14 protein-coding genes are annotated in these 25,540 nt (G+C 71.4%); 5 read left to right on the top strand and 9 right to left on the bottom strand.

The genetic code is table 11. The features are described from left to right. Positions 1-172: 172 nt before the first annotated feature. From LG391_RS30315 to LG391_RS30300, 4 genes are read left to right on the top strand one after another with little or no spacing between them, the layout of a single operon-like run. Positions 173-1,309 (top strand): polysaccharide pyruvyl transferase family protein, encoded by a 1,137-nt coding sequence (locus tag LG391_RS30315; protein ID WP_225772126.1) that lies wholly within the window; start codon positions 173-175, stop codon positions 1,307-1,309. Between the two features lie 58 nt (positions 1,310-1,367). Further along, positions 1,368-3,686, top strand: coding sequence for a polysaccharide pyruvyl transferase family protein (locus LG391_RS30310; protein WP_225772124.1), 2,319 nt, complete (start codon positions 1,368-1,370; stop codon positions 3,684-3,686). Positions 3,687-3,697: 11 nt separating this feature from the next. Further along, complete coding sequence (locus LG391_RS30305) at positions 3,698-5,083, top strand: capsule biosynthesis protein (protein WP_225772123.1); 1,386 nt, start codon at positions 3,698-3,700, stop codon at positions 5,081-5,083. Next, positions 5,080-5,877 carry an SDR family oxidoreductase gene (locus LG391_RS30300; RefSeq protein ID WP_225772121.1) on the top strand — a complete coding sequence of 266 codons (798 nt, stop codon included), beginning with the start codon at positions 5,080-5,082 and terminating at the stop codon, positions 5,875-5,877. The genes LG391_RS30305 and LG391_RS30300 overlap by 4 nt, the downstream gene beginning before the upstream one ends. Positions 5,878-5,916: 39 nt before the next feature. Here LG391_RS30300 and LG391_RS30295 read toward each other — a convergent pair whose 3' ends face one another. From LG391_RS30295 to LG391_RS30270, 6 genes are all read right to left on the bottom strand, one after another. Further along, positions 5,917-6,636, bottom strand: a complete 720-nt coding sequence (locus tag LG391_RS30295; protein WP_225772119.1) for a hypothetical protein — start codon at positions 6,634-6,636, stop codon at positions 5,917-5,919. A gap of 5 nt (positions 6,637-6,641) precedes the next feature. Continuing rightward, positions 6,642-7,610 (bottom strand): hypothetical protein, encoded by a 969-nt coding sequence (locus tag LG391_RS30290; protein WP_225772117.1) that lies wholly within the window; start codon positions 7,608-7,610, stop codon positions 6,642-6,644. Positions 7,611-7,621: 11 nt separating this feature from the next. Beyond that, entirely contained in the window at positions 7,622-8,437 is an 816-nt protein-coding gene (locus LG391_RS30285) for a hypothetical protein (protein ID WP_225772116.1), read from the bottom strand. Between the two features lie 159 nt (positions 8,438-8,596). Next, entirely contained in the window at positions 8,597-9,952 is a 1,356-nt protein-coding gene (locus tag LG391_RS30280) for an aminotransferase class I/II-fold pyridoxal phosphate-dependent enzyme (protein WP_225772114.1), read from the bottom strand. Between the two features lie 7 nt (positions 9,953-9,959). Then, positions 9,960-17,354, bottom strand: coding sequence for a type I polyketide synthase (locus LG391_RS30275; protein WP_225772112.1), 7,395 nt, complete (start codon positions 17,352-17,354; stop codon positions 9,960-9,962). Positions 17,355-17,518: 164 nt separating this feature from the next. After that, the gene (locus LG391_RS30270) at positions 17,519-18,958 is read right to left on the bottom strand and encodes a mannose-1-phosphate guanylyltransferase/mannose-6-phosphate isomerase (RefSeq protein WP_225772110.1); all 1,440 of its coding nucleotides are present in this window, start codon (positions 18,956-18,958) and stop codon (positions 17,519-17,521) included. A gap of 354 nt (positions 18,959-19,312) precedes the next feature. Between LG391_RS30270 and LG391_RS30265 the strand changes: the two genes are divergently transcribed. Further along, positions 19,313-21,904 (top strand): glycosyltransferase family 4 protein, encoded by a 2,592-nt coding sequence (locus tag LG391_RS30265; RefSeq protein ID WP_225772109.1) that lies wholly within the window; start codon positions 19,313-19,315, stop codon positions 21,902-21,904. 347 nt (positions 21,905-22,251) lie between these two features. On the opposite strand, the gene LG391_RS30260 is transcribed toward LG391_RS30265, so the two are convergent. From LG391_RS30260 to LG391_RS30250, 3 genes are all read right to left on the bottom strand, one after another. Further along, entirely contained in the window at positions 22,252-23,475 is a 1,224-nt protein-coding gene (locus LG391_RS30260) for an AGE family epimerase/isomerase (protein ID WP_225772107.1), read from the bottom strand. A 30-nt stretch (positions 23,476-23,505) separates the two neighbouring features. Then, the gene (locus LG391_RS30255) at positions 23,506-25,023 is read right to left on the bottom strand and encodes a phosphomannomutase/phosphoglucomutase (protein ID WP_225772105.1); all 1,518 of its coding nucleotides are present in this window, start codon (positions 25,021-25,023) and stop codon (positions 23,506-23,508) included. 168 nt (positions 25,024-25,191) lie between these two features. Beyond that, positions 25,192-25,530 carry an HU family DNA-binding protein gene (locus LG391_RS30250; RefSeq protein ID WP_255646936.1) on the bottom strand — a complete coding sequence of 113 codons (339 nt, stop codon included), beginning with the start codon at positions 25,528-25,530 and terminating at the stop codon, positions 25,192-25,194. Between the last annotated feature and the right edge of the window lie 10 nt (positions 25,531-25,540).

Raw genomic sequence — 25,540 nt, 5'->3', positions numbered from 1 at the left:
GGCACATCATATTGATCTGAAAACGGATTCTATACCCAAACCAAAAGGTGCTTCCGAGGCAGACAGATGCAGATTTTTGCTTCGCACTGCGATTTCGCACCGCAAAACGCATGACAGCGGCGACGATTCCGGCTTAAAACCTTTGGGTCGAAACTGGAATCATGGAAACCCGATGGCCGTGCCGGGCAACGAGACCATTCGCGCTTTGGCCGCCTCGGTCAGGCAGCGGCAGATCGTGCCGCTGACCTGGGTGGCGGCGACGCGCGAGCAGGACTATGTCAATCTCGGCGACGCGCTCAGCGCGGTGATGGTGTCGCTGCTGTCGGGCCTGCCGGTCGAACATGTCGCGCATGAATCGCGGCGCCTGCGCATGGCCGCGGTCGGCACCATCGGCCACAGCCTGAAGGAGGGCGAGGTCGTGGTCTGGGGCACCGGCAGCTCGCGCTGGCGCAACCCCTCGGCCCCGGCCGATCAGCGCGTCCCGGTGGCGCCGCTGCCCGGCACCCGCCTGCACATCGCCGCGACCCGCGGGCCGGTGTCGCGCCGGATCCTGGGCGAGGAGAACGCGGTGGGGCCGGCGGTCTACGGCGACCCGGTCTGGCTGCTGCCGCAATTCTACCCCGGGCCGCGCCGCAAGAAGTGGAAGCTCGGCGTCATCATCCATCTGGCCGATCTGCAGGACCGCTCCTTCGAGGTCCGGCCGAAGGCGGAGCACATCCGCTACCAGGTGCCGGCGGAGCTGGCCGGCGACGTCAGGCTGATCCACACGGTGACGCCGATCGGCCTGGACGGGATGCGGGCCCGGCTGGACGAGATCCTGGAATGCGAGCGGATCGTGTCGACCAGCCTGCACGGCATGGTCTTCGCCGAAAGCTACGGCATCCCCTGCCTGTACTTCTCGCCGCGGGCGCCGCGCGGGCTGCACACGGCCGAGCTCGACCCTGACGGCACGCTCGACCTCCGCATCGTCGACCTCTATCGCGGCCTCGGCCGCACCAGCCTGCCGATCTACGGCCAGCCGCGCCGCGAGCGCACCGACTGGGCGGCGCTGATGGCGGCGATCGACACGGCCTGGCAGCGGCCCGATTTCGACACGGCGCCGCTCCAGGAAGCCTTCCCGCTCGACCTGAACCCGCTGCGGCCGGGGCGCGGCGAGACCGTGTTCGAGCATCCGGTGCTGCGGCAGATCCCGCTGCAGCACCGGCCGCAGACGGTGATCCGGCCCGCCGCCGCCGAACGCCGGCCGGCGGCCGGGCCGCTGCAGCGCATGGCGGCGCTGCTGCGGCGGCCCCTGGCGGACCGGGCCTGATGCGGCACCCCGGTCCGGCGACCCGAAACCGACCCTATCGAAGTGGACGAGACGCATGATGAACAGCTTGTTGCGGGCCACGCGCGACGCGGGACAGATCCCGCTCTCCTGGGCCGGCTCGACCAAGGAGATGGACTATCTGAACTTCGGCGATGCGCTCAGTCCGGTCATGGTGGCCCTGCTGTCCGGGCTGGACATCGCCCGCGTCCCGACCAGGTCGAAATCCGTGCGCATGGCCGCCGTCGGCACGATCGGCCATGGGTTCGAGGGCGGCGAGGTCTGGTTCTGGGGCACCGGCTGCTCGGGCTGGAAGAATCCCTCGGCGCCGATGCCGGAGCGGCTGCCCTTCACCGTGCCGCCCGATTCCACCTTCCACGTGCCGGCCAGCCGCGGCCCGGTCTCGGCCAAGCTGCTGGGCGGCAAGGCCAAGGGCGGCGTCTATGGCGACCCGGTCTGGCTGCTGCCGCGCTTCTACAAGCCGAAGGTCGAGAAGAAGTGGGATGTCGGCGTCATCCTGCACCTGTCCGAGCTGGCGGACCGGTCCTTCGCCCAGGCGAATCCGCGCGCCGACTACAAGCGCTTCGAGGTGCCGGCCGAGTTCGCCGGCAAGGTGCACCTGATCAGCACGGTGACGCCCATCGGCATCGGCGGGCTCAAGGACAAGGTCGACGAGATCCTGGCCTGCAAGCGGATCGTGTCGACCAGCCTGCACGGCATGGTGATCGCCGAAAGCTACGGCATCCCCTGCCTGTACTTCTCGCCGCAGGGCGACGAGCCCGGGCTGACGCTGACGGAGCTCAATCCCGAGGGCACGACCGACCTGCGGATCGTCGACCTCTACACCGGCATCGGCAAGCAGAAGATCTGGAGCTACAGCCAGCCGCGCGGCATCGCCACCGACTGGCAGGACGTGATCGACACCATCGACGATGTCTGGGAGCCGGTATCGATCGACGAGGATGCGCTGATCAACGCCTTCCCTCTTGATGCCAAGCCGCTGACGGCGCCGGCCGGCAAGACCGTCTGGGACCACCCGGTGCTGACCGGCCTGGTGCTGCAGCATTCCGTGGACGAGCTGCGCCGTGAGGACCGCAAGCGCGTCGCCCTGGCCCGCTCGGCCGGGGGCAAGGCCGAAGCCGCGGCTCCGGCTCCGGCCGCCCCCGCCAAGCCGGCCCCGGCCCTGAAGGTTGTTTCCGATATGACCGTACCCTCGACACCCGCCCCGGCCAAGCCCGCCGCGGCCGTTGCCTCCGCGTCCGCCCCGCCGATGACCGCCGGCTCCGCCGCCATCGCCCGTGCGCCCGAACCCGTCGTCGAGGCCGCCCCGACCCCGGTCGCCGCCCCGGCGGTGGCCAAGACCGATGCGGTGTCGCGCGACCGGCTGGAGACGCTGCTGCGCTTCAACGCCAAGCGGCTGTCGGTTCCGCTGTCCTGGGTCGCCACCACCAGCGAGCATCCGCACGCCAATCTCGGCGACGCGCTCAGCGCCGTGGTGGTCGCCGCCATCGCCGGCCTGCCGGTGCGCCGCGCCGCCTTCGACGACGCGTCGGAGCGGATGGTCGCGGTCGGCACCATCGGCCATGCCCAGAAGAACGGCGTGCTGCACTTCTGGGGCACCGGCATGGATGCGACGCTGAACCCGGTCGACCGCTCGATCCGGCAGTACATCCGGCCGCAGAACACCGATTTCGTCGTGCACGGCGTGCGCGGCCGCAAGACCCAGGCGGTGCTGCGCGGCCAGGGCATCAAGGTGCCCGACGTGTTCGGCGACCCGGTCTGGTTCCTGCCGCGCATCATGCCGATGAAGCACGTCAAGAAGACGCATGAGCTCGGCGTGATCCTGCACATCTCCGAGCTGGCTTCGATGGACCCGCAGTCGGGGGTGAAGGAGGCGCTGAAGCGCTACAACATCCCGCCCAGCCTGGCGGGCTCGATCCGGCTGATCAACACCTACACCGCGCCGAAGGTCGACGCCTTCGCCGCGAAGGTGGAGGAGATCGTGTCGTGCAAGCGGATCATCTCGACCAGCCTGCACGGGATGGTGATCGCCGAGACCTACGGCGTGCCCTGCGGCTGGTTCGGCACCTATGAAGGCGGCCGGCTGCTGCTCGACGTCGACGATCCGGAGAACCGGATCGACCACCGCATCCGCGACTTCTACTCCGGCGTCGGCAAGCCGGGCGTGATCGCCTTCTGCCGCGACCGCAGCCTGGAGACGCCGTGGGAGGACGTGATCACCTGGATCGACGAGACCTGGCAGCCGCTGCGCTATGACGGCCGCGACCTGTTCGAGGCCTTCCCGGTGGCGCAGTCGGTGTCCTTCGACGACGCGCTGTGGCCGGTGTCGGGCGACGTCTACGCCCGCATCCCCTTCTGAGGGAGACGAGCGTGAACGGGCGACCCCAGCGCCCGTTTGCCGCTGCGGCGCGGCTGGCCGGTGCGCTGGCCCCGCCGCGGCCCGTCCCGCCGCAGCCGGCCTCCCCACAGCCGGCTGCGGCGCGGGCGATCCCGGCGCCGTCCGGCACCGGACGTCAGCGCGTCGTGCTGGTCCTGCAGGGGGCGGCGACGCCGTTCCAGCGCCGCCTGGCGGCGGCGCTGGAGGCCGAGGGCGCCCGCATCGTCAAGATCAACATCTGCGGCGGCGACGTGGTGTTCTGGCGCCGGCCGGCCATCGCCTTCCGCGGCCGGTTCGAGGACTGGCGCGGCTTCGTCGCGGACATCCTCGACCGCGAGCGCGTCACCGACCTGGTGCTGTTCGGCGACTGCCGGCCGCATCACAGGGTGGCGGTTGACCTCGCCCGCCGCCGCGGCCTCAGGCTGCACCTGTTCGAGGAGGGCTATCTGCGCCCCGGCTGGGTCACCTGCGAGGCCTGGGGCGTCAACGGTCATTCCGACCTGCCGCGCAGCCCGGCCGCGTTCCTGGCCCTGGCGCGGGGCGTCGAACCGCCGCCGCCGCCGGCACCGGTGCCGTCCTACTTCCTGCACCGGGCGGTGTGGGACGTGCTGTGGACGGCCGGGCTGGTGGCGCTGATGCCGGCCTTCCCGCATTACCGCCACCACGCCCTCGACCACCCGCTGGTGGAATATGCCGGCTGGGTGGGCCGCTTCCTCCGCGCCCCCTGGGCCAGGCGGCGGGCGCGCCGGGTGATGCAGGGCCTGGCCGGGCAGGCCGGGCGCTACTACCTGCACCCGCTGCAGCTCGACACCGATTTCCAGATCCGCACCCATTCGCCCTTCCGCGACACGGTCGAGGCGGCGGAGGAGGTGATCGCCTCCTTCGCCCGCAGCGCCGACCCCGGCACCCGGCTGGTGGTGAAGCTGCACCCGCTGGACTTCCGCCCGGTCGCCAAGCAGCGGCGGATCGAGGCGCTGGCGGCGCGGCACGGCGTCGCCGGCCGGGTCGACTTCATCGACGGCGGCGACTTGCAGCAACTGGTCGACGGCGCCATCGGCGTGGTCGTGGTCAACTCCACCGTCGGCCTGTTCGCGCTCGAGCGCGGCCGGCCGCTGCAGACGTTGGGCACCGCCGTGTTCGACCTGCCGGGCCTCAGCTTCCAGGGCGGCCTCGACCGTTTCTGGGCCGAGGGGCAGCCGCCGCGGCCGGACCTGCTGGAGGCGTTCCGCCGCGTCGTGGTGGCGCGGACCCAGATCCGCGGCAGCTTCTTCTCGCTGCAGGGCATCGACCTCGCGGTCGACGGCGCCCGCCGCCGCATCCTCGACGGCGAGGTGCGGCCGCTGCGCGAGGCTGCGGCCTGGGCGCAGGCCGGGGAATGAGCGTGACGGCCCAGGCGACGGCGGTTGTCGTGACCGGGGCGTCGCACGGTCTCGGCGCGGCGCTGGCCCGGCACTACGCGGCGCCGGGCGTGGCGCTGGCCCTGATCGGCCGCAACCCCGCCCGCCTGGCCGGGGTCGCCGAATCCTGCCGGCGCCGCGGCGCGGTGGTGGAGACGGCGGAGATCGATGTGCGCGACGGCGCCCGGCTGGGCGATTTCCTGCGCGGCTTCGACGCCCGCCATCCGGTGGCGGTGGTGATTGCCAATGCCGGTGTCGAGGCCGGTCTGGCCCCGGGCCGCGGCTGCGAACCGGAGGATCTGGTCACGGCGCAGCTGCGCATCAACCTGGAAGGCGCGATCGCCACGGTGTCGCCGCTGATCGAGCCGATGCGCGCCCGCCGCTTCGGCCGCATCGTCCTGGTCTCGTCGCTGGCGGCGCTGATGCCGCTGGCCGACCAGCCGGCCTATTCCGCCTCCAAGGCCGGGCTGATGGCCTGGGGCGAGGCGCTGCTGGCCTGGCTGCGGCCGGACGGCATCCGCGTCACCATCGCCTGCCCCGGCTTCATCGCCACCGGGATGAGCGACCGCTACCGCGGCGCCCGGCCGTTCCAGTGGAGCGCCGAGCGCGCGGCCGGGCACATTGCCGCCGGCGCCGCGCGCGGCCGCGCCATGGTCGCCTTCCCCTGGCCGCTGGTCTGGCTGATCCGCCTGGGCCGGCTGGCCCCGCGCCCGGTCCGGGCGGCCTTCATCGACCGCTTCCTGCGCTTCGAGATCGACGCCCCGGCGGCGCTGTAGCGACGCATCGCATCCGTGCTGGCGGTGAGGCCCGCGACGTCAGGCGTTGCGCTGGCTCTGCGTGCGCGGCCAGATCGTCCGGGACTGGGCGCGGCGCCATGCGGCGAGATCGGGAGGGCCGTCGTCGGCGGCCTGCAGATCCAAGGTGAATCTTGCCGCCGTTTCGACCTCCACCACCATACCCTGGCCGGGTTTCATCGCGATGGTCTTGTGGCCCGCCAGCTTCGACGACCGGATGCGGATGGGTTTCGGAGGCTGCGGCGAGCGCATCTTGTTGCGCCGTGGATCGGGATAGATCACGGTCACGGTGCAGGCGGCGTCGTCGATCCGGTTCGCCAACGCATAGGTTCCGGGCCGCATTGCCACGAAGGCGAAGAGATCGCCGGGGCCGAGGCTGCGGGAATCCCATGGCAGGTTCGGCTTCTGGCCGTTCTGGAGCGTGGCGAAGCGGCCTCTACCTTCCGTGCTCGACCCGAGGCAGAGATAGCCACCTTTGCGGACCACGTGCAGCGCCTGCCCAGGCCGGACCCGGCCGGAGCAGTCGGCCGGCTCGGCCGCAAGGTCCAGCGAGACCTGCATCGGCCCCTCGTCGTCGCGAACGCTGATGATGGCCGCCGGCAACGCCTCGCGCCCGTCCTCATGCACCGAAAGCCAGAGATCCCCGACATCGTGGAGAGGATGGGCGACCGTCGCCGTGCCGGCGAGTGCGGCCGAATCCAGATCGACCACCGTGAAGGCCGAAGAGAGGATGTTGCGCATGGTCTTCAGCCTCCGAAATCGAACCGGACGGTCATGACGCCGGCCTCGAACTGCACCGAAGGATTCAGGATCGCGGCCGCAACCTCCGGCATCATGAAGTCGGGTGTCGCCGGGACGACAGGAAAGCCGCCGAAATCCGCTGTGTCGAGCTTCATCGCCGGCACGAAAGGATAGGGATCCTCGATCTTGAAGAGCTCGGTCCGCTCCAGCATCGATGCAAAGATCACCTGATACAGCAGGTTGTCGAGGCCAATGCTGACATGGAGGACGTCCATCAGCCACTCCTCCATGTCGTCATGGATGTCGAGCAAATCGAGCAGATAGGCTGTCACCGTCGGCGCGCCCAGCAGAGACAGGATGACGTCGGCCATCCAGGCGGCCGGCACCAGGGCCAGCATTTGTGCACTGGCCGCGGCGACGCCGGCCTGAACGATGGTCGGCAGCTTGCCGAAGGTGTCGCTGATCGAGATCGGGTCGACATCGACGGCCTGCGGATCGGCGTAGATCTTCTGGAAGTCGCCGTCCTTGCGGATGCCGATGGAGAAGCGGCCGCTGATCTCGGTAATGAGATAGGCGACGATCGCGTTCAGGTTCAGTGTCAGCGGGCCGATGTCGGGTTTGGCCGTGAACAGCGAGATCTTGGGAAACGGCACGATGCAGTGCCCGCCGATGAACGGGGTGCCCCGCGGCGCCCGGATCAGGCAGAAGCCGCCGATGGTCAGCTCCGGGATGTCGATTCCCAGGCGTAGGATCAGCTTGTCCCAGCCGATCTTGAGTTCTTTGAGGAGGAAGGTGTTGCCGTCCTCGAACCGGATCTCGCCGGCGCCCTCGATGTGGATCGCGCCGTCGACGCCATACCATATGATCCCGGCCACGGTGTTCGACCCGTCGAAGGGCAGTTGCACCGAGGGATAGATCTTGTTGAAGACCGCGGTGAACGCACGCTCGCTGACGGAGAAGGTTACCTCGCTCATCACCGCCTCCCTTAGCTCACCTCGAGGTCCAACCAGACCCGCAACTCGTCCTGCTCGGCCGCCGGATTGTTCGGCAGGGCTGGCGTCAGATGCGGGGTGAAGGTGATGCCGAGCGTGCGCAGCACCAAGTCCTCCAGACCGAGCACGAGCCTCGGCAGCACATAACCCTTGAGCATGGCGCGCAGGTAGCATTCGATCGCGCCTTCCAGGCCCTTCGGCGTGATGTCGACGATCTCGATGCCGTCGACCTCCAGCCGCACCTGCTGCAGCGGGTAGGGGCCGGGCTGCGGCGTCGTCCGCACCGCCAGCTGTCCGGTCGCGTAGAGGTCGAGGACGAAGCATTCCAGATGGGTGACCGGCAGCACGCTGAAGCGCGGGATCGTATCGGTCAGCCCGAACTGCTGTCGGGTCAAGGTCTCGACGATGCCGTCGGGAACGCAGGAGAGGCCGAATAGAAGCTGAGCCTTGAGCGCGATGCCCTGGCCTCCGAGCGGCGGCCGCAGCTCCTCCGGCAGCACGACCTCGTTTCCCGGATGGAAATCGATCTTCGCATCGACGATCTGGATCGAGTATGGCAACCCGATGGGAATGCCCGGAAGCTGGAACGGCGGCATCCGGCGATATTTCGGCACGCCGGGCAGGGGCGAGTCCGGAACCGGCGCGCATGTCAGCCAAAGGTCCTGCAGGCCCGCGAAATTCTGGTCGGCATCCAGCACCACCTGGAGCGATGGTGCGACATAGTTGAACAGAAACGGGGCGCGGACATGCGCGAACCCGACAATCCTATTCAGCGCTGCATCCGTGATCGCGCCATAGACGTCAGCCATGGTCAGATCCCGTTCGTCGAGGTTGCGGCGGAGCCGATGGCATCCGACGCCATCGGCTCCGGTCGGACGCAAGATACCGGCCCGCGAAGCCTGCCGCGTCATATGAACGGATGATGTCGGGAGCCTGCCGCGGCGTTTGCCGGTCCGGACGGTATCAGCTCAGGATGCGAGAGACTTCAGCCTTGCCACCGTCGGCGCCTCGCGCCGCAGCGTCTCCCGCTCCTCGGCGATGATGGCGACGGCTCGGTCGATCTGGTCCGGGGTGTGCTCCGACGTCACGAAGCAGCGCAGCCGGGCCGATTTCTCCGGCACCGCCGGATGCACGATCGGCGAGACGTTGACGCCGCGCTCCAGCAGCCGGTTCGACAGCAGCACCGCCTGCAGCGAATCCCCCAGGATGATCGGGACGATCGCATGGCCCTGGGCCAGGCCGGTGTCCAGCCCGGCGGCCTGCGCGCGCTCCAGGAAATGCCGGGAATTGGCCCGCAGCCGGGCCACGCGGCCATCCGTGTCGGCCATCAGCAGCTCCAGCGCCGTCAGCGCCGCCATCGTCGCCGGCGCCGGCATGCCGACGCTGTAGACGAAGCCCGACGCCGTCAGCTTCAGGTATTCGACCAGGGCGCCCGGCCCGGCGATGTAGCCGCCGCAGGAGGCCAGCGTCTTCGACATCGTGCCCATCCAGATGTCGACCTGCCGCGGGTCGACTCCGGCGGCCTCGGCGATGCCGCGCCCGGTCGGGCCCAGCACGCCCAGCCCATGCGCCTCGTCGACCATCAGCCAGGCGCCGAAGCGCTGCTTGAGCGCCACCAGCCGGGGCAGGTCGACGGTGTCGCCGTCCATCGAATACAGGCTCTCGACCACGATCAGCACGCGCTGCCAGCGGTCGCGCTCGGCCGCCAGGATGGCTTCCAGCGTGTCAAGGTCGTTGTGCGGGAAGGCCCGCCGCTGCGCCCCGGACAGCTGGGCGCCGGTGATCACGCTGCTGTGGATCAGCGCATCGTGCAGGATCAGGTCGGCCGGCCCGGTGATCTGGCCGATGGCGGAGACGTTTGTGGCGTGGCCGCTGACGAAGGCGACCGCGTCCTCGACCCCGTGCACCTCGGCCAGCCGCCGCTCCAGCGCCGCATGGAACGGCCGCCCGCCCGCCACGAGGCGGCTGGCCGAGACCGAGGTGCCGAACTCGTCGACCGCCGCCTTCGCCGCCGCGGCCACGGCCGGGTGGCCGTTCAGCCCGAGATAGTCGTAGGAGGCGAAGTTGATCACCTCCTGACCGGCGATCCGCGACACCGCCCCGGCGCGCTGCTCGTGGGTGCGGAAGAACGGGCTGGCGACGCCCAGCAGGTCGGCCGCGGCGCGCTGCATCCGCAGCGTCTCGTAGCCCGGCAGGGTCTCGAAGGCGGTGTCGTAGGACCGCGCCTCCGGCGCCGCCGGCACCTCGACCGGCGCCGCGGCCTTGCCGCGCACCTCGGAGATCAGCGACCGCAGCGCGGCGTCCGACAAACGTCCCTTGGTCATCGCAAACTCATCCCAGCACCCGGCGGGTGGTCTTGGCCCGGTCCCGCACCGCCTCGCGCACCAGCACGGCGGCGTCGGCCTCCAGCTCGGCCTCGACATGCTTGGCGATCAGCTGCGCCTCCTCGCTCGGCGGCGGCACCTCGGGGCCGGCGGCCGGCGCGCCGCGCAGCTTGGCGACGATGCGGCCGCTCAGCTCGTTCAGCGTCAGCCCGGCGCCGATCGACAGGAAGGGCAGGTCGATGCCGTAGCGGCTCTGCATCGCCGCGTCCAGCTCCAGCCCCATCAGCGAATCCATGCCCAGCTCCGCGAAGGGGCGGTCGCCGTCGATGTCGGACGGCGGCATGCGCAGGATCCGCCCGATCTCGGCCAGCATGGTCTCGGTCACGATCCGCTGCGCCTCGGCGTCGGTCCGCCCCGCGATCAGGGCGGAGAGGTCGACCTCGGCCTCCGCCGCCTCGGCCCGGCGGCCATCGGCCATCGCCGCCAGCCGCGGCGTGGCCAGGATCGGCAGCTCGCGGGTCGCCGCCTGCCAGTCGATCCGGGCGCAGGCCACCACCGCCTCCTCCGGCGTCGCCGCCGGCCGGGCCAGCAGCCGGCCCAGCTGCGCCAGCGCCTCGGCCGCCTTCAGCGACGACCGGCCGATCCGCCGCTTCAGCGCGTCGCCCTTGGCCGCGTCGCGGGCCAGCACCCCGGCATCGGCGATGGCGCCCCAGGCCACGGCCAGCGCCGGCAGCCCCTGGGCCCGCCGGGTCCGCGCCAGCGCCTCGAGATAGGCGTTGGCGGCGACGTAATTGGCCTGGCCGGGATTGCCGATCAGCGTGGTGGCGGAGGAGAACAGCACGAAATAGTCCGGCGCCCGGGTGCGGCTGACCAGGTCGAGATGGATCGCGCCCTTGATCTTCGGCGCCAGCACCCGCTCGATCCGCGCCGCGTCCAGGTCGCGCAGCAAGCCGTCGTCCAGCACCATGGCGGCGTGGATGATGCCGCGCAGCGGGCCGTGCCGGCGCTCCAGCCCGGCCAGCAGCTTCTCGCAGGCCGCCCGGTCGGTGACGTCCAGCCGCTCGGCCGCCAGGGTCGCGCCCTGCTTCGCCAGCCGCTCGGCCTCGGCCTTCTCCGCCGGGCCCAGCGTACCGCGGCGGGACGCGACGACGATCGTCTTCGCCCCGTGCTCCGCCAGCCACAGCGCGGCGGCGAAGCCGAAGCCCCCGGTGCCGCCAGTGACCAGGTGGAAGCCGGTGCCCTGCGCCTCGAACCGGGCCTCGGCCGCCGGCGCCGCTGGGATCTCGCGCGGCGGGGTGATCACGATTTTGCCGATATGGCCCGCGCCCTGCATCAGCCGGAACGCCTCCTCCGCCTGGTCGGCCGGGAACACCCGGTGCGGCAGGGGGGTCAGGCGGCGCTGCGCGAACAGCCGGTCCAGGTCGCGCAGCAGGCGCCTGGTCAGGGCGGGCTGGGCGTTCAGCAGCTGGTCGGCGTCGACCCCGAAATAGGAGACGTTGCGGGCGAAGGCGCGCAGCCCCACCGCGGTATCGACGACGAAGTCGCGCTTGCCCAGCTCGACGAAGCGGCCGAAGGGCTTCAGCGCCCGCAGGCTGCGGCGCATCGCGTCGCCGGACAGCGAGTTGAGCACCACGTCGACGCCGCCCAGCTTCCAGCGGATCTCGTCGGCGAAGGCCAGCGACCGGGAATCCAGCACCAGGTCGGCGCCCAGCAGCTGGGCCAGGGCCCGCTTGTCCTCGTTGCCGGCGGTGGCCACCACGGTGGCGCCGCGCAGCTTGGCGATCTGCAGCGCGGCGAGGCCGACGCCGCCGGCGGCGCCGTGGATCAGCACGCTCTCGCCGCGGCCCAGCCGGGCTTGGTGCACCAGCGCGTACCAGGCGGTGATGAAGGCGACCGGCATGGTCGCCGCAGCGGCCGGGTCGATTCCCTCTGGCACCCGCATCGCCACCTGGGCCGGCACCGTCACATGGGTGGCGAAGGCGGCCGGGGCGAAGGCCATCACCCGGTCGCCCTCCTGCAGGCCGGTCACCGCCGCGCCGACGCGGCGGACGGTGCCGGCGCATTCGAAGCCCAGCGTCGGGCCGGCGAAGCCGTCCTCCAGATAGTCGTCCGGCAGCAGGCCCAGCGAGAACATCACGTCGCGGAAGTTCAGCCCGCTGGCCTCGACCTCGATCTCGATCTCCTCCGGCCCGGGGGCCCGGCGCTCGGCCGCGGTCCAGCCGATCCGGCCCAGGCTGCCCGGCGCGGCCAGGACTAGGCGGGCGGCCCGGTCCTCCGCCGCGCTCTCCTGCGGCGCCGGCCGCACCGCTTCCACCCGGCCGACGAAGATGCCGTCGCGGTCGATCTCGAACTCGGTCTCGGCCGGGTCCGATGCGATCAGCCCGGCCAGCGCCGCGGCCGCGGCGTCGTCGGCCAGCGCCGGGGCCAGGGTGGCGAAGCGGAGGGCGAGGCCGGAATGCTCGTTGGCCAGGGTGCGGCCGGCGGCCGCCAGCGCCTCGGCCAGGCCGCGGCCGCCATCGGCCTTGCCGTTCACCTTGCCGCAGCGGGCGACGAGCCACAGGGTGGCCTTGCCGGCCGGCAGGGCCTCGGCCTCCGCCCGCAGCGCCAGGATCGCGCCGCTCAGGAAGGTGACGGGGTCGCGCGCCGCGTCCAGCATCAGCGGCAGCAGCACGGTGTCGCCCTCGGCCGCGGCGGCGGCCGGGTCGATGCGGACCTGGTGCCCCTGCCGGCGCAGCCGGTCGGCCAGGTCGGTCAGCAGCTCGGCCTCGGCGGCCGGCGGCCGGATCAGGATCGACCGGGCCGGGACGGCGGCGGCCGGCCGGTCCCAGACCGCCAGCTGCGCCGTCGCGCCGCTGGTGCCGGCGCGGTGCCTGGAGGCCGGCCGGAAGCCGGCCTGGACCAGGGCCCCGGCCAGCCCGTCCGGCGCCGCGGCGCCGTCGGTCCTGCCGTCGAGCAGTAGGGCGGTCACCGTGTCCGGGATGGTGTCGATGGCGACGGCCGGAGCGCCGGGGCGCAGCAGCCCGGCGATCTGCTGGGCCAGCCGCGCCGGGTCCCCCGCCGGCACGGCGTCGACGGCCAAGGCGAGGTCGAAGCGGCCCGCCGGCGCCGCGGCCTGGTCGTCCAGGATCCGCAGCCCGGGCAGGCGCGGGGTCCGCGCGGCCAGGCCGGCCAGCGCCTTGGGCTCCGGCCCGGTCACCGCCACGGTCAGGGCGCGCTCGCGGACCAGCGGCAGCAGCGCCGGCACCAGCTCGCCCTCGGGGTCGACCAGCAGCAGGGCCAGGGGCGCGGCACGGCCGGCGGCCAGCCGCCCGACCAGCTCCGCCGCCAGCGGCAGCAGCGGCGAGGCGGCGCGGGCATGCGCCTCGACGCCCTTGGAGAAGCGCAGCGGCTCGCCGCTGCGCAGCGCCGCGACCAGATCGCGCGACAGCCGGGCGGCCATCACCGTCTCGGCGCCGCGCTCCGGATGCGCGGCCAGGATCGACCGCAGGATCGCCTGCGGCGACGGCAGGCGGGCGGGGGCCAGGTGCCAGGCGCCGTTCTGCTCGGTCGCCAGCCCGAACTCCGCCAGGATCCGCAGCAGCCCCTCGAAGCGCGGCCCCGCGGCCGTGGCCAGGCGCCCGCCGCGGCACAGCCGCTCGACGGTGAAGCGGGAGGATCCGGCGACCGCCCGCACGGCGCGATGTGCCATCGACCGCGCCCAGGCGGTCAGCAGCAGCCAGTCGTCGCCGGCCTGGTGCCGGTCCAGGAGCCCGGCGGCGGCCTGGTCGAGATCCGCCGCGGTGACGGCGGCGGTGCCGTCGTCCCAGGGCTGGCGCACCGGGCGGTACAACAGCTCGTCCCCGCCCGCCAGGCGCAGGGCGCTGCGCTGGAAGCGGGCGCCGCGCAGCTCGGCCCCCCCCGAGCCCGCCTCGTCCTCGAGCGCGATGTCGACCAGGATCGACCGCGGCGTGGCGCGGCGCAGGTCCAGGCGCGCCCGGCAGGCCGGGGCGGAGCGGTAGACGCGCAGCGCGGCGAAGCGCACCGGCAGGAAGGCGCCGCCTTCGCCGCCGCCGAGCCGCTCGTACAGCGCGAACAAGCCGTGGAAGGCGGCGTCCAGCGTGGTCGGGTGCAGCGCGTGCGGCGTGGTGTAGAGGCCGTTCTGCGCGGCCTCCGGCGCCAGGTCGACGGTGATCCTCCGCTCGTCGTCGCTGGCGATGGCTGCGGCGCGGCGGAAGCCGGGACCGTAGTCCAGCCCGGCCGACGCGGCCGCGGCGTAGATCGACGCCGGATCGACCGGGCGTAGGGCGTCGTCGTCCCGGGCGCCGTCCCGCTCCGGCGCGGCGGCGACCGGGCTCGGGCCGACCCGGCCGCGGGCGTGCAGCGTCCAGTCCTCCCCGGCCATGCGCTGCCGCGCCAGGATCTCGACGGCGCCGGTGGCCGGCGCCAGCCGCAGCCAGGTCTCGCGCGTCGTCCCTTCGGGGATCATCAGCGCCTGCAGGATGTCGAAATCCTCGACCTCGACGGCGTCGGCGCCGAACCACTGCCGGCCGGCGGCGACCGCCATCTCCAGCAGCGCGGCCCCGGGCACCACCACCTCGCCCGCCACCTTGTGGTCGGCGAGGTAGGGCAGCAGCTCGGGGTCCAGCAGCCCGTGCCATTCCGGCGTGCCCTCGCCCAGGCGGGCGCCCAGCAGCGGATGGGCCGGCTTGGCCAGCGACAGGTCGATGCGCTCCGGCGTCGGGGCTTGGCGCAGGTCGCGGCGCTGCCAGGGATAGTGCGGCAGGGCCTGGCGCCGGCCGGCGGGGCGGGCGCCGAACAGCGGCCCCCGGTCGACGGCGCCGCCGCGCAGCAGCACCTGCAGCGCGACCGGCCGGACCGGGTCCCGCCCGTCCTCGGTCGCCTGCTTGCCGGGCCGGTTGTCGAGCGTCGGCAGGATCGCCGCCTCCCGCTCCGCCGCCTTGGCGATGTCGCGCAGATGGCCGGTCAGCACCGGCCGGGGGCCGATCTCGACGAAGATCGCGGCGCCGAGGTCCAGCGCGGTCCGCGCCGCCGCGGCGAAATCGACCGGCTGGCGGATGTTGTGCCACCAGTAGTCGGCATCCAGCGCGGCGCCGGCCAGCAGGCCGCCGGTGACGGCGGAGATGAACGGGATCCGGCCGTCGGCCGCGACGGTGCCGGCCAGTGCCGCCTTCAGCGGCGCCTCGATCGGCGCGGTCAGCGGTGAATGGAACGGGTAGTCGACCCCGACGCGCTGCGCCGCGACCCGGCGCTGCCGCGCCAGCTTCAGCAGCGCCTCGATCTCGTCCCTGGGGCCGGAGACGGTGACGCAGACCGGGCTGTTGACCGCGGCCACCACGACCCCGGCCAGGCCGGCCTCGGCCAGCACCGCCTCGGCCTCCTCGCGCGACAGCATCAGCACCGCCATGCTGCCCAGGCCGCGCAGTTGCTCCTGGCAGCGGCTGCGCCAGTGGATGATCCGGACCGCCTGGTCCGGCGTCACCATGCCGGCGGCCAGCGCCGCCGCCACCTCGCCGACGCTGTGGCCGATCACCATGGCGGGCCGCAGCCCCTCCGCGGCCAGCGCCGCGGTCAGAGCCGCCTGCACCGCGAACAGCAGCGGCTGGGCGGTGGAGGTGGCGTGCAGCCGCTCTTCCAGCGCCGGGTCCTGCAGCGCCTCGGCCGGCGACCAGCCGGCCAGGGCGGCGTAGCGCGCATCGATCTCGTCGAAGGCCTCGCGGAACGGCCGGCTGGCGCGGTAGGCGCGCAGGCCCATGCCGGCGAATTGCGAGCCGTTGCCGGAGAAGGCGAAGCAGACCGGCCCGGCGGCCCCCTCGCCGCGGGCCGACAGCAGCGGCCCCGACTGGTCGCCTGGGGCTAGGTCGCCCTCGGCGAAGCGTCGCAGCAGCGCTGCGGCGTCGTCGCCGAGGGGCAGGGCCAGGCGGTGCGGCAGCCATTCCCGGTCATAGGCAGCGTGGCGGGCGATCCGGGCGGGCACCGCGTCCGGCCGCTCCAGCGCCTCGGCATAGCGCCCGGCCAGGCTGCGCAGCGCCTCCTCGCCATGGGCCGACAGCAGCAGGATGCCGGCCGGGATGTCGGGCGACGGCTCCGGCATCTCCTCCGGCCGAGGCGCCCGCAGCACCGCATGGGCGTTGGTGCCGCCGAAGCCGAAGGAGGAGACGCCGGCCGTCAGCGGGCCGCGCCCCGGCTGCAGCGCCACGGGGCCGCGCGCGGGCACCAGGTTCAGCGCGTCGAACGGGATGTCCGGGTTGATGCTGTCGAGATGCAGCGTCGCCGGCAGCAGCCGGTGCTCGATCGCCAGGATCGCCTTGATCGTCCCGGCCAGGCCCGAGGCCGGCTCGAGATGGCCGATGTTGGATTTGACCGAGCCGACCGGCAGCGGCGCGTCCCGCTTCTGGCCCAGCGCGCGGCCGATCGCCTCGGCCTCGGCCGGGTCGCCGACCCGGGTGCCGGTGCCGTGCGCCTCGACGAAGGCGAGGCCGTTCGGGTCGATGCCGGCCTCGCCGTAGACCTGCTCCAGCAGGCGGCGCTGGGCGTCGGTGGAGGGCAGCGACAGGCCGACGGTGCGGCCGTCGGAATTGACGCCGGTCGCGTCGATCATGGCGCGCGGCACGCGCCCGTTCGAACGGGCGGCGTCAAGGCGGCTCAGCACCAGCACGGCGCCGCCTTCGGCGCGGACATAGCCGTCGGCCGCCGCGGCGAAGGGCCGGCACAGCCCGGTCGGCGACAGCATGCCGGCACGGGAGAAGCCGTAGAAGGCCTGCGGCGCGCCCAGGATGTTCACCCCGGCGACCACTGCGGTGTCGATCTCGCCCCGGGCCAGCGCCCGCACCGCCGCGTCCAGCGCGACGAGGGACGAGGAGCAGGCGGTGTCGATGGTCAGGCTCGGCCCGCGCAGGTCGTAGATGTAGGAGATGCGGTTGGCGATGATCGACGCGGTGTTGCCGGTCATGAAATGGGTGTCGATACCACTGGCATCGCCCACGATCCGGGTATAGGCGTCGACCGAAGAGGCGCCGACGAAGACGCCGACCGGCTGGCCGGCGAGGGTGGAGGGCGGCAGGCCCGCATCCTCCAGCGCCTCCCACACCAGCTCCAGCAGCAGCCGCTGCTGCGGGTCCATCTGCTCGGCCTCGCGCGGCGCGATCCGGAAGGCGCCGGCGTCGAAGCCGTTCGGATCCTCGATCAGCCCGGCGGCCAGGGTGTAGCTGCGGCCCGGCTCGCCCCGCCGGGGGTGGTAGAACCGTTCGATCGCCCAGCGGTCGCTGCCGAGCGTGGAGACGCTGCAGCGCTCCTGCAGCAGCAGCGACCAGAAGTCGTCGAGGCCGGCCGCGCCGGGTAGCCGGCAGGCCATGCCGATCACCGCGATGGGCTGGTCCTGGAGTCTCGGAGAGCCTGCTGGCATGTCGGTCTTCTTTCAACGATTCGGCATGGGCGGGCGGGCAGCGGACCGCAGCGGCAGCTACTCTACCGTAGGAAGCGCGCTACGAAACCTGCAATCGATGGCGGCCTCCATGACACCATAGATTTTAAATCTACGCTCGGTCCGGAACAGCCCTGCTCGATCGGTCATCCGAACAGCAGCTCGTCGGCCGCCTCGAGGCGGACGACGTCGTCCTCGCCGAGATAGGGGCCGGTGCGGACCTCGATGAGCTCGAGGTCGATCTTGCCGGGGTTCTCGAGCTTGTGGTCGGTGCCGATGGGGAGGTAGACGGCCTCGTTCTCGCGCAGGATGCGGGACTGGCCTTCCATGGTGACGCGGGCGGTGCCGGAGAGCACGACCCAGTGCTCGGAGCGGTGGTAGTGGCGCTGCAGGGCGATGGCCTGGCCGGGATGGATCAGGACGCGCTTGACCTGGAAGCGGTCGCCGGCATGCAGCGACTTGACGGTGCCCCAGGGGCGGTAGATCTCGCGGTGGATCACGGCCTCGGGGCGCCTGGCCTTCTTCAGCGCGTCGGTGACGGCCTTGACGTCCTGGACCTGGTCCTTGGCGGCGACCAGGACGGCGTCGTCGGTGGCGATGACGATGGCGTCGTCGAGGCCGATGACGGCGGTGAGGATGCCGTCGGAGCGGACCAGGCAGTTGCGGGAGGCCAGAGCCAGGGCGTCGCCCTGGGTCAGGTTGCCGGCGGCGTCGCGGTCGCCGATCTCCCAGAGCGAGGACCAGGAGCCGACATCGGTCCAGCCGATCGAGGCGGGGACGATGCCGGCGCGGTCGGTCTTCTCCATGACGGCGTGGTCGATCGAGATCGAGGGGGCCTGGACGAAGGCAGCAGGGTCGAGGCGCAGGAAGGTGAGGGCGCGCGAGGCGGCCTTGAGCGCGGCGTCGGCGGCGGCCAGGACCTGGGGGGCGTGGCGGGCGCATTCGGCCAGGTACTGGCCGGCGGTGAACAGGAAGATGCCGGCGTTCCACAGGTGCCGGCCTTCGGCCAGGAAGCGCTCGGCGGTCTCGCGCGGCGGCTTCTCGACGAAGCGGGCGACGGTGCGGGCGCCGGGGGCCTGTGCGATGGCGTCGCCCGGCAGGATGTAGCCGTAGCCGGTCTCGGGCGCGGTCGGCTGCATGCCGAAGGTCATCAGATAGCCCTGGCGGGCGGCCGGCGCCGCGGCGGCGATGGATGCCCGGAAGCCCTTGGGGTCGGCGATGTGATGGTCGGCGGGCAGCACCAGCATCAGCGTGTCGGGGTCGCGGTCGGCCAGGAAGCGGGCGGCGACGGCGACGGCCGGGGCGGTGTTGCGGGCCGAGGGCTCGAGGATGATGGCGTCCGGCGCCACGCCGATCTGGCGCATCTGCTCGGCGACGATGAAGCGGTGGTCGTCGGCGCAGATGAACACCGGCGCGGCGAAGCCGTCGGCCTCGCCGACCCGGGCCACCGTCTCCTGGATCATGGTGCTGCCCGACACCAGCGGCAGGAACTGCTTGGGATAGCCCGCCCGCGACAGCGGCCACAGCCGCGTCCCCGACCCGCCCGACAACACCACCGGCACCACAGCTCGCTCGATCACGCTCATGACCTGCTCCAGATTTCAGGCGCTGATCTTGTATCAGCCATCAGGTTTGCGAATTCAACACTTTGAAGACCATCAAAATCCGGGAAAATCTTCCGCTATTCCGAACTTCCTCCGATGATCTCATACGGAGTTATGAAGCCCGAAAGCCGCGGAACACTCTCCTGGCGTCCGGTCTTGTGGGGTTTCCGCCACTGGGCTGATGCGAAATCAGGTTTCGCGTCGTTATGATTTGAATTTAGGTGCGCTGCAGCATAGTCTTCGATTCCGAGCGGGACGTCCAGTCGCCCGTTCGAATCCCAGATTTCCTCGGTCGAAGGATCGTCGGCAATGAAGATTCAAGCCTTGGTCGCAGCTGTGATTCCTGATGCCTCCGGTTCGACGATCGATCCCAACGAGCTGCAGGATCTGATCGATGCGGCGGATTGGGACGGCGTCAATGCCCGCTCGATGGAATCGCGCGCCGCCGCGTCACGTGATGGGGCGGCGGGGACGCCGCAGGCCCGGCGCACCGTCCTGCTCGACCGGCTGTACAGCGTGGCCCGGGACTCGGAGGAGGATTTCGATCCCGTGGCGGCGACCAAGGCGGCCGCGGCGCTTTGCCTCTCCCAGCACAACCACGTGCTGTCGCCGCTGGACCGGCCGGCGATCGGCGGGATCTTCGTCGAGGACGGCATGCTCCATCTCTGGGGCATCAACCAGCTCGACCCGGCCCAGCCGGTCGACCTCGGCCTGGTGATCGACGGCCGCCGGATCTTCGATGCGCGGACCGATCCGGCCACTGGCCGCGTCGCCTTCGCCGCCACCCGGCTGCACGGCCGTCACCGTTCGCTCGGATTCGAGCTGGACGGCACGGTGATCGCCGGCCCGGCCTTCACCGCGCTGTCCTTCTGGAAGGATCCCGACGCGCTGAACGAGCTGGCCGACCACTTGGCCGACATGGTCAACCGCACCGGCTATCTCGGCGCCCGCTACGCCGCCAAGTGCCATCTGCCGAAGACCATGGCCCGGCTCGACGCCTCGGGCGACGACAAGGTCAAGGGCCGCATCCCGGAATTCGTCCGCTACATGGCGAACCGGTACGACTGCGACACCAAGAACCTGGTCGGCTACCAGGGCACGGCGCAGTGGATCATCTCCGACGTCATGGAATATGCCGACCGGCGCAGCATCTTCTGCATGACCAACGAGATCCACGAGGCGCTGTCCGAGGGCGTGTTCAACAAGCGCGCCCTGAAGAACGACGTCTCGCTGGCGCTGTTCGCCTTCTGGCGCCGGCACTACCAGCACATCGACATCTTCAGCGACGAGGGGCTGCGCAAGGTCCAGTACAAGTTCGCCACCGCGCCCTTCATCAGCGACAAGAACAACCAGCTGCTGATCTCCAAGGCGCTGAAGGAGCGGCTGAGCGCGGTGGTCGACGCCTACCGCAGCCGGGCCCTGCCGTGGAGCTGGTACTGGCTGTTCCGGCACGAGGACGAAGGCACCACCCACAAGATGATGGAGGCTGGCTACGCGCTGACCCTGTCGTTCAAGGAGGTGCTGGCCGATTTGATCGAGCAGAACCGCTGCTCCTTCAACCCGCGCAACTGGATGTCCTACTGGGGCTCGACGCCGCATGAGGTGGCGGGCCACTTCACCCGCTTCGACCTGGCCCTGATCTCGCTGCTGAACGGCCGCGCGGTGCCGGAGGAGCTGATCGCCGAGCGCGGGCCCGAGGTGCTGCGCCGGCAGTTGATCGACCGGGTCTACAGCCGGTCGCCGCGCCTGGCCGCGATCTCGGCCGTGGCGCCCGAGCTGGCGTCGGCGCCGGAGGACGAGCCGGAGATCCAGCGCATCGACCTGGTGATCATCGGCCATGCCAACGCCACCGGCCTCGGCCGCAACCTCAACATGTTCGTCGAGGCGCTGTCGGATTTCGATCCGCTGATCTTCAACGCCGATGACGGCCAGTGCGTCAATCCCGAGGGGCGGTACCGCGAGGACATGAACCTGCGCGCCCGGGTGGTGGTGCTCTGCGTCAACGCCGACCGGGCGCCGGAGATGATCGCCCGCTTCGCCCCGATCTGCGAGGACGCGCACATCATCGGCTTCTACCTGTGGGAGACCGACACCCCGCCGGAGACCCATCTGCTCGGCGCCAATGCGGTGGACGAGATCTGGGCCCCGTCCGGCTTCGTTGCCGACGGCTACCGCAAGATCACCTCGACCCCGATCAGCAACATCCGCAAGGGCCTCGCACAGCCGCCGGCCCGGGTGTTCAGCCCGTTCCTCGACCGTTTCCGGCGCAGCCCCAGCGAGCTGATCTTCCTGACTCTGGCCGAATTCGGCTCCTCGATCGTCCGCAAGAACCCGCTGGCGGTGGTCAAGGCCTTCCAGCAGGCCTTCCCCGAGGGCGAGGAGGAGGTCCGGCTGCTGCTCAAGATGCGCGAGATCGACCCCGGGCACTGGAGCAACTTCGACGGCTACTGGGAAGAGGTGGAGGAGCGCATCACCGGTGACAGCCGGATCGAGATCGTCGAGGGCAACCTGACCGACGCCGAGTACTGGTCGCTGATCGATTCCTCCGACGTCTTCGTCGCCCTGCACCGGGCCGAAGGCTTCGGCTACGGCATCGCCGACGCGATGATGCTGGGCAAGCCGGTGATCGTCTCCAACTACTCCGGCACCCAGGATTTCTGCGATCCCGGCAACGCTTTCCTGGTCGGGGTCGACATCGTGCCGACGCCGCCGGAGCAGATGCGCAGCAAGTCCTATGTCGGCCACTGGGCCAGCCCGCGGATCGACCAGGCGGCGGCGGCGATGCGCGCCATCCTGACCGACCGCGAGGCAGCCAAGGCCCGGGCGCTCAAGGGCCAGGCGCGGATCCTCGCCGACTACAGCTTCGACGACTGGAAGAGCGGCCTGTCCGTCCGGATCCGCGACCAACTGGCGCGGCAGCAGGGCTGACGCGCGTTCATACCCAGTGTCATCCCGTGTCTGCGCCGCGGCACTCCGCGCCGCAGCGCGCACGGGATGACAACGAAGAGGTGGATCAACCAGGCGGCGCCAGGACCATGCGGTTCCTGATCCTCGCGGCCTGTGTCGCGTTGTCGACCTTCCAGGGGTCCGGCCTGGGGCTGGCGGGGGTTCGGCTCGACCGCACCGTTCTGCGGCCTGCCGGCACTGTGGTGCAGGTGGCCTGCACCACAGTGCCGGGAATGACGGCCACAAGAAGGGCCGAAAGCCCCCTCCCGCGAGGGGAGGGGAGAACGACGACCGGGGGGCCGGTCCGTCCTGAATAGCAGCCCGCTGCCTTACGCCGCCCCGGCCAGGGGCACCGGTCCCAGCGCGCCGGCGGCGAAGGCTTTGTCCAGCTCCTCGATGGCGCAGATGATGTGGTAGAAGCTGCTGGCCGGCGCCGGCTCCTCGACGAAGGTGCCGTCGGGCTGCAGCTTGTCGCGCCACAGGCCTGCCACCGGCACGTCGAAATAGGTGAACAGCGCTGTCACGCCGGCGGCGATGCGGCCGCGCCACAGTGCCTTCTCCGCCTCGGTCTCGGCGGCGCCGGCCAGCGCCACCGCGGCCTTGATCCGCTCGGTCTGCGGCCATAGCCGGGCGCCGGAATCGACCGGCGCGCCGTCGTCGAGGATGGCGTTGACCGCGACGTTGCGGACCGGGTCGACGCCGGTGGCCTCGGCCGCCTCGGCCATGCGCCGGGCGGCGGCGACGGCGTCCGCCCGGCCGCGCAGCTTGCCCCAGCGGACCAGCAGCCAGGCCCATTCGAACAGATGGCCGGGCTCGACGATGCGGCCGTCGCGGCCCGGGGCCGGCCGCCACTCGCCGTCGAAGAACTCGCGCAGATATCCCGTCTTCGGGTCGATGAAATGCGACAGCGCCAGCCCGGCGATCTCGTCGGCCAGGGCGTTCCAGGCCGCCTGGTCGGCGCCCCGGCCCAGCTCGACCCAGGCCAGCGACGCCTCGAACAGGTGCATGTGCGGGTTGGCCAGGAGCGGCAGCTTGCGCGGCGCCGCCTCCTCGAAGCCGCCCAGCGGGTGCTTCAGCGTTGTCTCCAGCCGCTGCCTGAGGCGCGTCGCCGCCGCGGCCAGCGGCGCCGGGTCGGCGACCACGGTGCCGGCGACGGCCAGCGCGAACAGGGCGAAGGCCTGGTCGTACAGCACCACGGTGTCGTCCAGCGTCGCCCCGTCCGGCCCGACCAGGGTGCGGAAGGTGCCGTCCGGCCGCTCATAGGCGCGGCGGAAGAACTCCAGGCCGTGCTCCACCGCCTGGCGCGACGGGCCGGTCCAGCCCAGCCGGCCGGCGACGGCGAAGGTGAAGACCTGCCGCGCCTGCACCCGGGCGCGCCGCGGCTCGAGGCAGGGGCTGCCGTCCAGCGCCAGACGCTCGTGGAAGCCGCCGCGTTCGCAGTCGGCGCCGGCCTCCCACCAGATCGGCAGGGCCTGCGTGGTCAGCCAGGTCGTCAGCCGGTCGCGCAGGCCCTGCAGGTTGGCCATCTGCTCGGTCGGGTTCGGGGTGCTCATCACATCGGCTCCAGCGGCAGGTCCCTGTCGTCAAATCGTCTGATTGTAGGCGCCCACTTCGGGATTCTCACGCAGCACGCCGTCCACGGCCCTGAACATCTCGTGCAGCCGGTCCTTGGACACCGGGCTCTCGACCACCACCACCAGCTCCGGCTTGTTGGAGGAGGCGCGGACCAGGCCCCAGGTGCCGTCCTCGGTCGTTACCCGGATGCCGTTGACCGTGACCAGGTCGACGATGCGGTGGCCGTCCAGCCCGCCATTGGCGGCGATCTCGCGGAAGCGCTTCTCCACCCGCTCGACGACGTCGTACTTCACCTCGTCGGCGCAGTGCGGCGACATGGTCGGCGACCCCCAGGTCTGCGGCAGGGCGCGGTAGAGGTCGGCCATGCTCTTGCCGGGGTTGCGGTCCATCATCTCGCAGACCGCGATGGCGGTGACCAGCCCGTCGTCATAGCCGCGGCCAATCGGCGGGTTGAAGAAGAAATGGCCGGATTTCTCGAAGCCGGCCAGGGCGTTCAGGTCGCGCACCCGGCGCTTGATGTAGGAATGGCCGGTCTTCCAGTAGTCGGTCTTCGCGCCCTGGGCCTGCAGCACCGGGTCGGCCGCGAACAGGCCGGTCGACTTGACGTCGACCACGAACTGGGCGCCCGGGTGCAGCGCCGACAGGTCGCGCGCCAGCATCACGCCGATCTTGTCGGCGAAGATCTCGTTGCCCTCGTTGTCGACCACGCCGCAGCGGTCGCCATCGCCGTCGAAGCCCAGGCCGAAATCGGCCCCGGTCTCGCGCACCTTGGCGGCAATGGCGTGCAGCATCTCCATGTCTTCGGGGTTGGGATTGTAGTTCGGGAAGGTGTGGTCCAGCTCGACGTTCAGCGGGATCACTTCGATCCCGATCGCCTCCAGCACCCGCGGGGCGAAGGCGCCGGCCGTGCCGTTGCCGCAGGCGGCCACGACGCGCATCTTGCGTTCGATCTTCCGGCCTTGGGTCAGCTCCCGGACATACTGCTCGGCGAAGCCCTCGACGAAGCGGTAGCCGCCGCCCGAACGCGGCACGAAGGCGCCGGACAGCACGATGTCGCGCAGCCGGCCCATCTCCTCCGGCCCGAAGGTGACCGGGCGGCTGCAGCCCATCTTCACCCCGGTCCAGCCATTGTCGTTGTGCGAGGCGGTGACCATCGCCACGGCGGGGACGTCGAGCGCGAACTGGGCGAAATAGGCCATCGGCGACACCGCCAGGCCGATGTCGTGCACGGTGCAGCCGGCCGCCATCAGCCCCTGCGCCAGGGCGATCTTGATCGCCATGGAATAGCCGCGGAAATCATGGCCGACCACCACCTCGGGCTTGACGCCCGCCTCGTGCAGATAGGTGCCGAGGCCGAGGCCCAGCGCCTGCACGCCCATCAGGTTCAGCTCCGGCGGCTTGTCCGATCCGGGATGCCCGAACCACCAGCGGGCGTCGTATTCGCGGAAGCCGGTCGGCTTGACCAGCGGCGTGGTCTCGAAGGCGTAGGTGTTCGGAACCAGCGACGCGGAAGGCTTGGGCAGCATCGGGAGATCCTCGGGGCGGCAGGGGAGGCGGGGGCAGGCAAAGGACATCCGACCGCCGACCCGGCGGTTCCGGATCGGCGTCAATGGCGAAGGCGGGGCCCTCGCAGCGGATCGATTGTCGATATCAGCCGGGATCCGGCGGCGCGGCCGGATCCCGGTTCAAAGGGTTCAGGCGTTCAGCGCTTCGCGGACCGGCTTGGACGGGCTGAACACCACCTTCTTCGAGGCGGCGATGGTGATCGGCGCCCCGGTGGTCGGGTTGCGGCTCTCGCGCTCCGGCCGGACCGCGACCTTGAAGCGGCCGAAACCCGAGATCGAGACCTGGTCACCCCGCGCGGCCGATTCGGTGATCGCCTGGAAGATGCTGGTGAGGATGCGCTTGGCCTTCACGCGCGACAGCTTGTGGTCCTGGGCCAGCTGTTCGATCAGCTCCGAGGTGTTCATCGACGATCCTCTAGATGGAAATGGGTGCCGCGCACCCGGTGGAAGGCATGGGGACGGCCCCATGCCCGTGGCG

The organism is Inquilinus sp. Marseille-Q2685, from assembly GCF_916619195.1.
GTDB lineage: Bacteria > Pseudomonadota > Alphaproteobacteria > DSM-16000 > Inquilinaceae > Inquilinus.
This window is presented reverse-complemented; position numbering and strand designations above follow the sequence as displayed.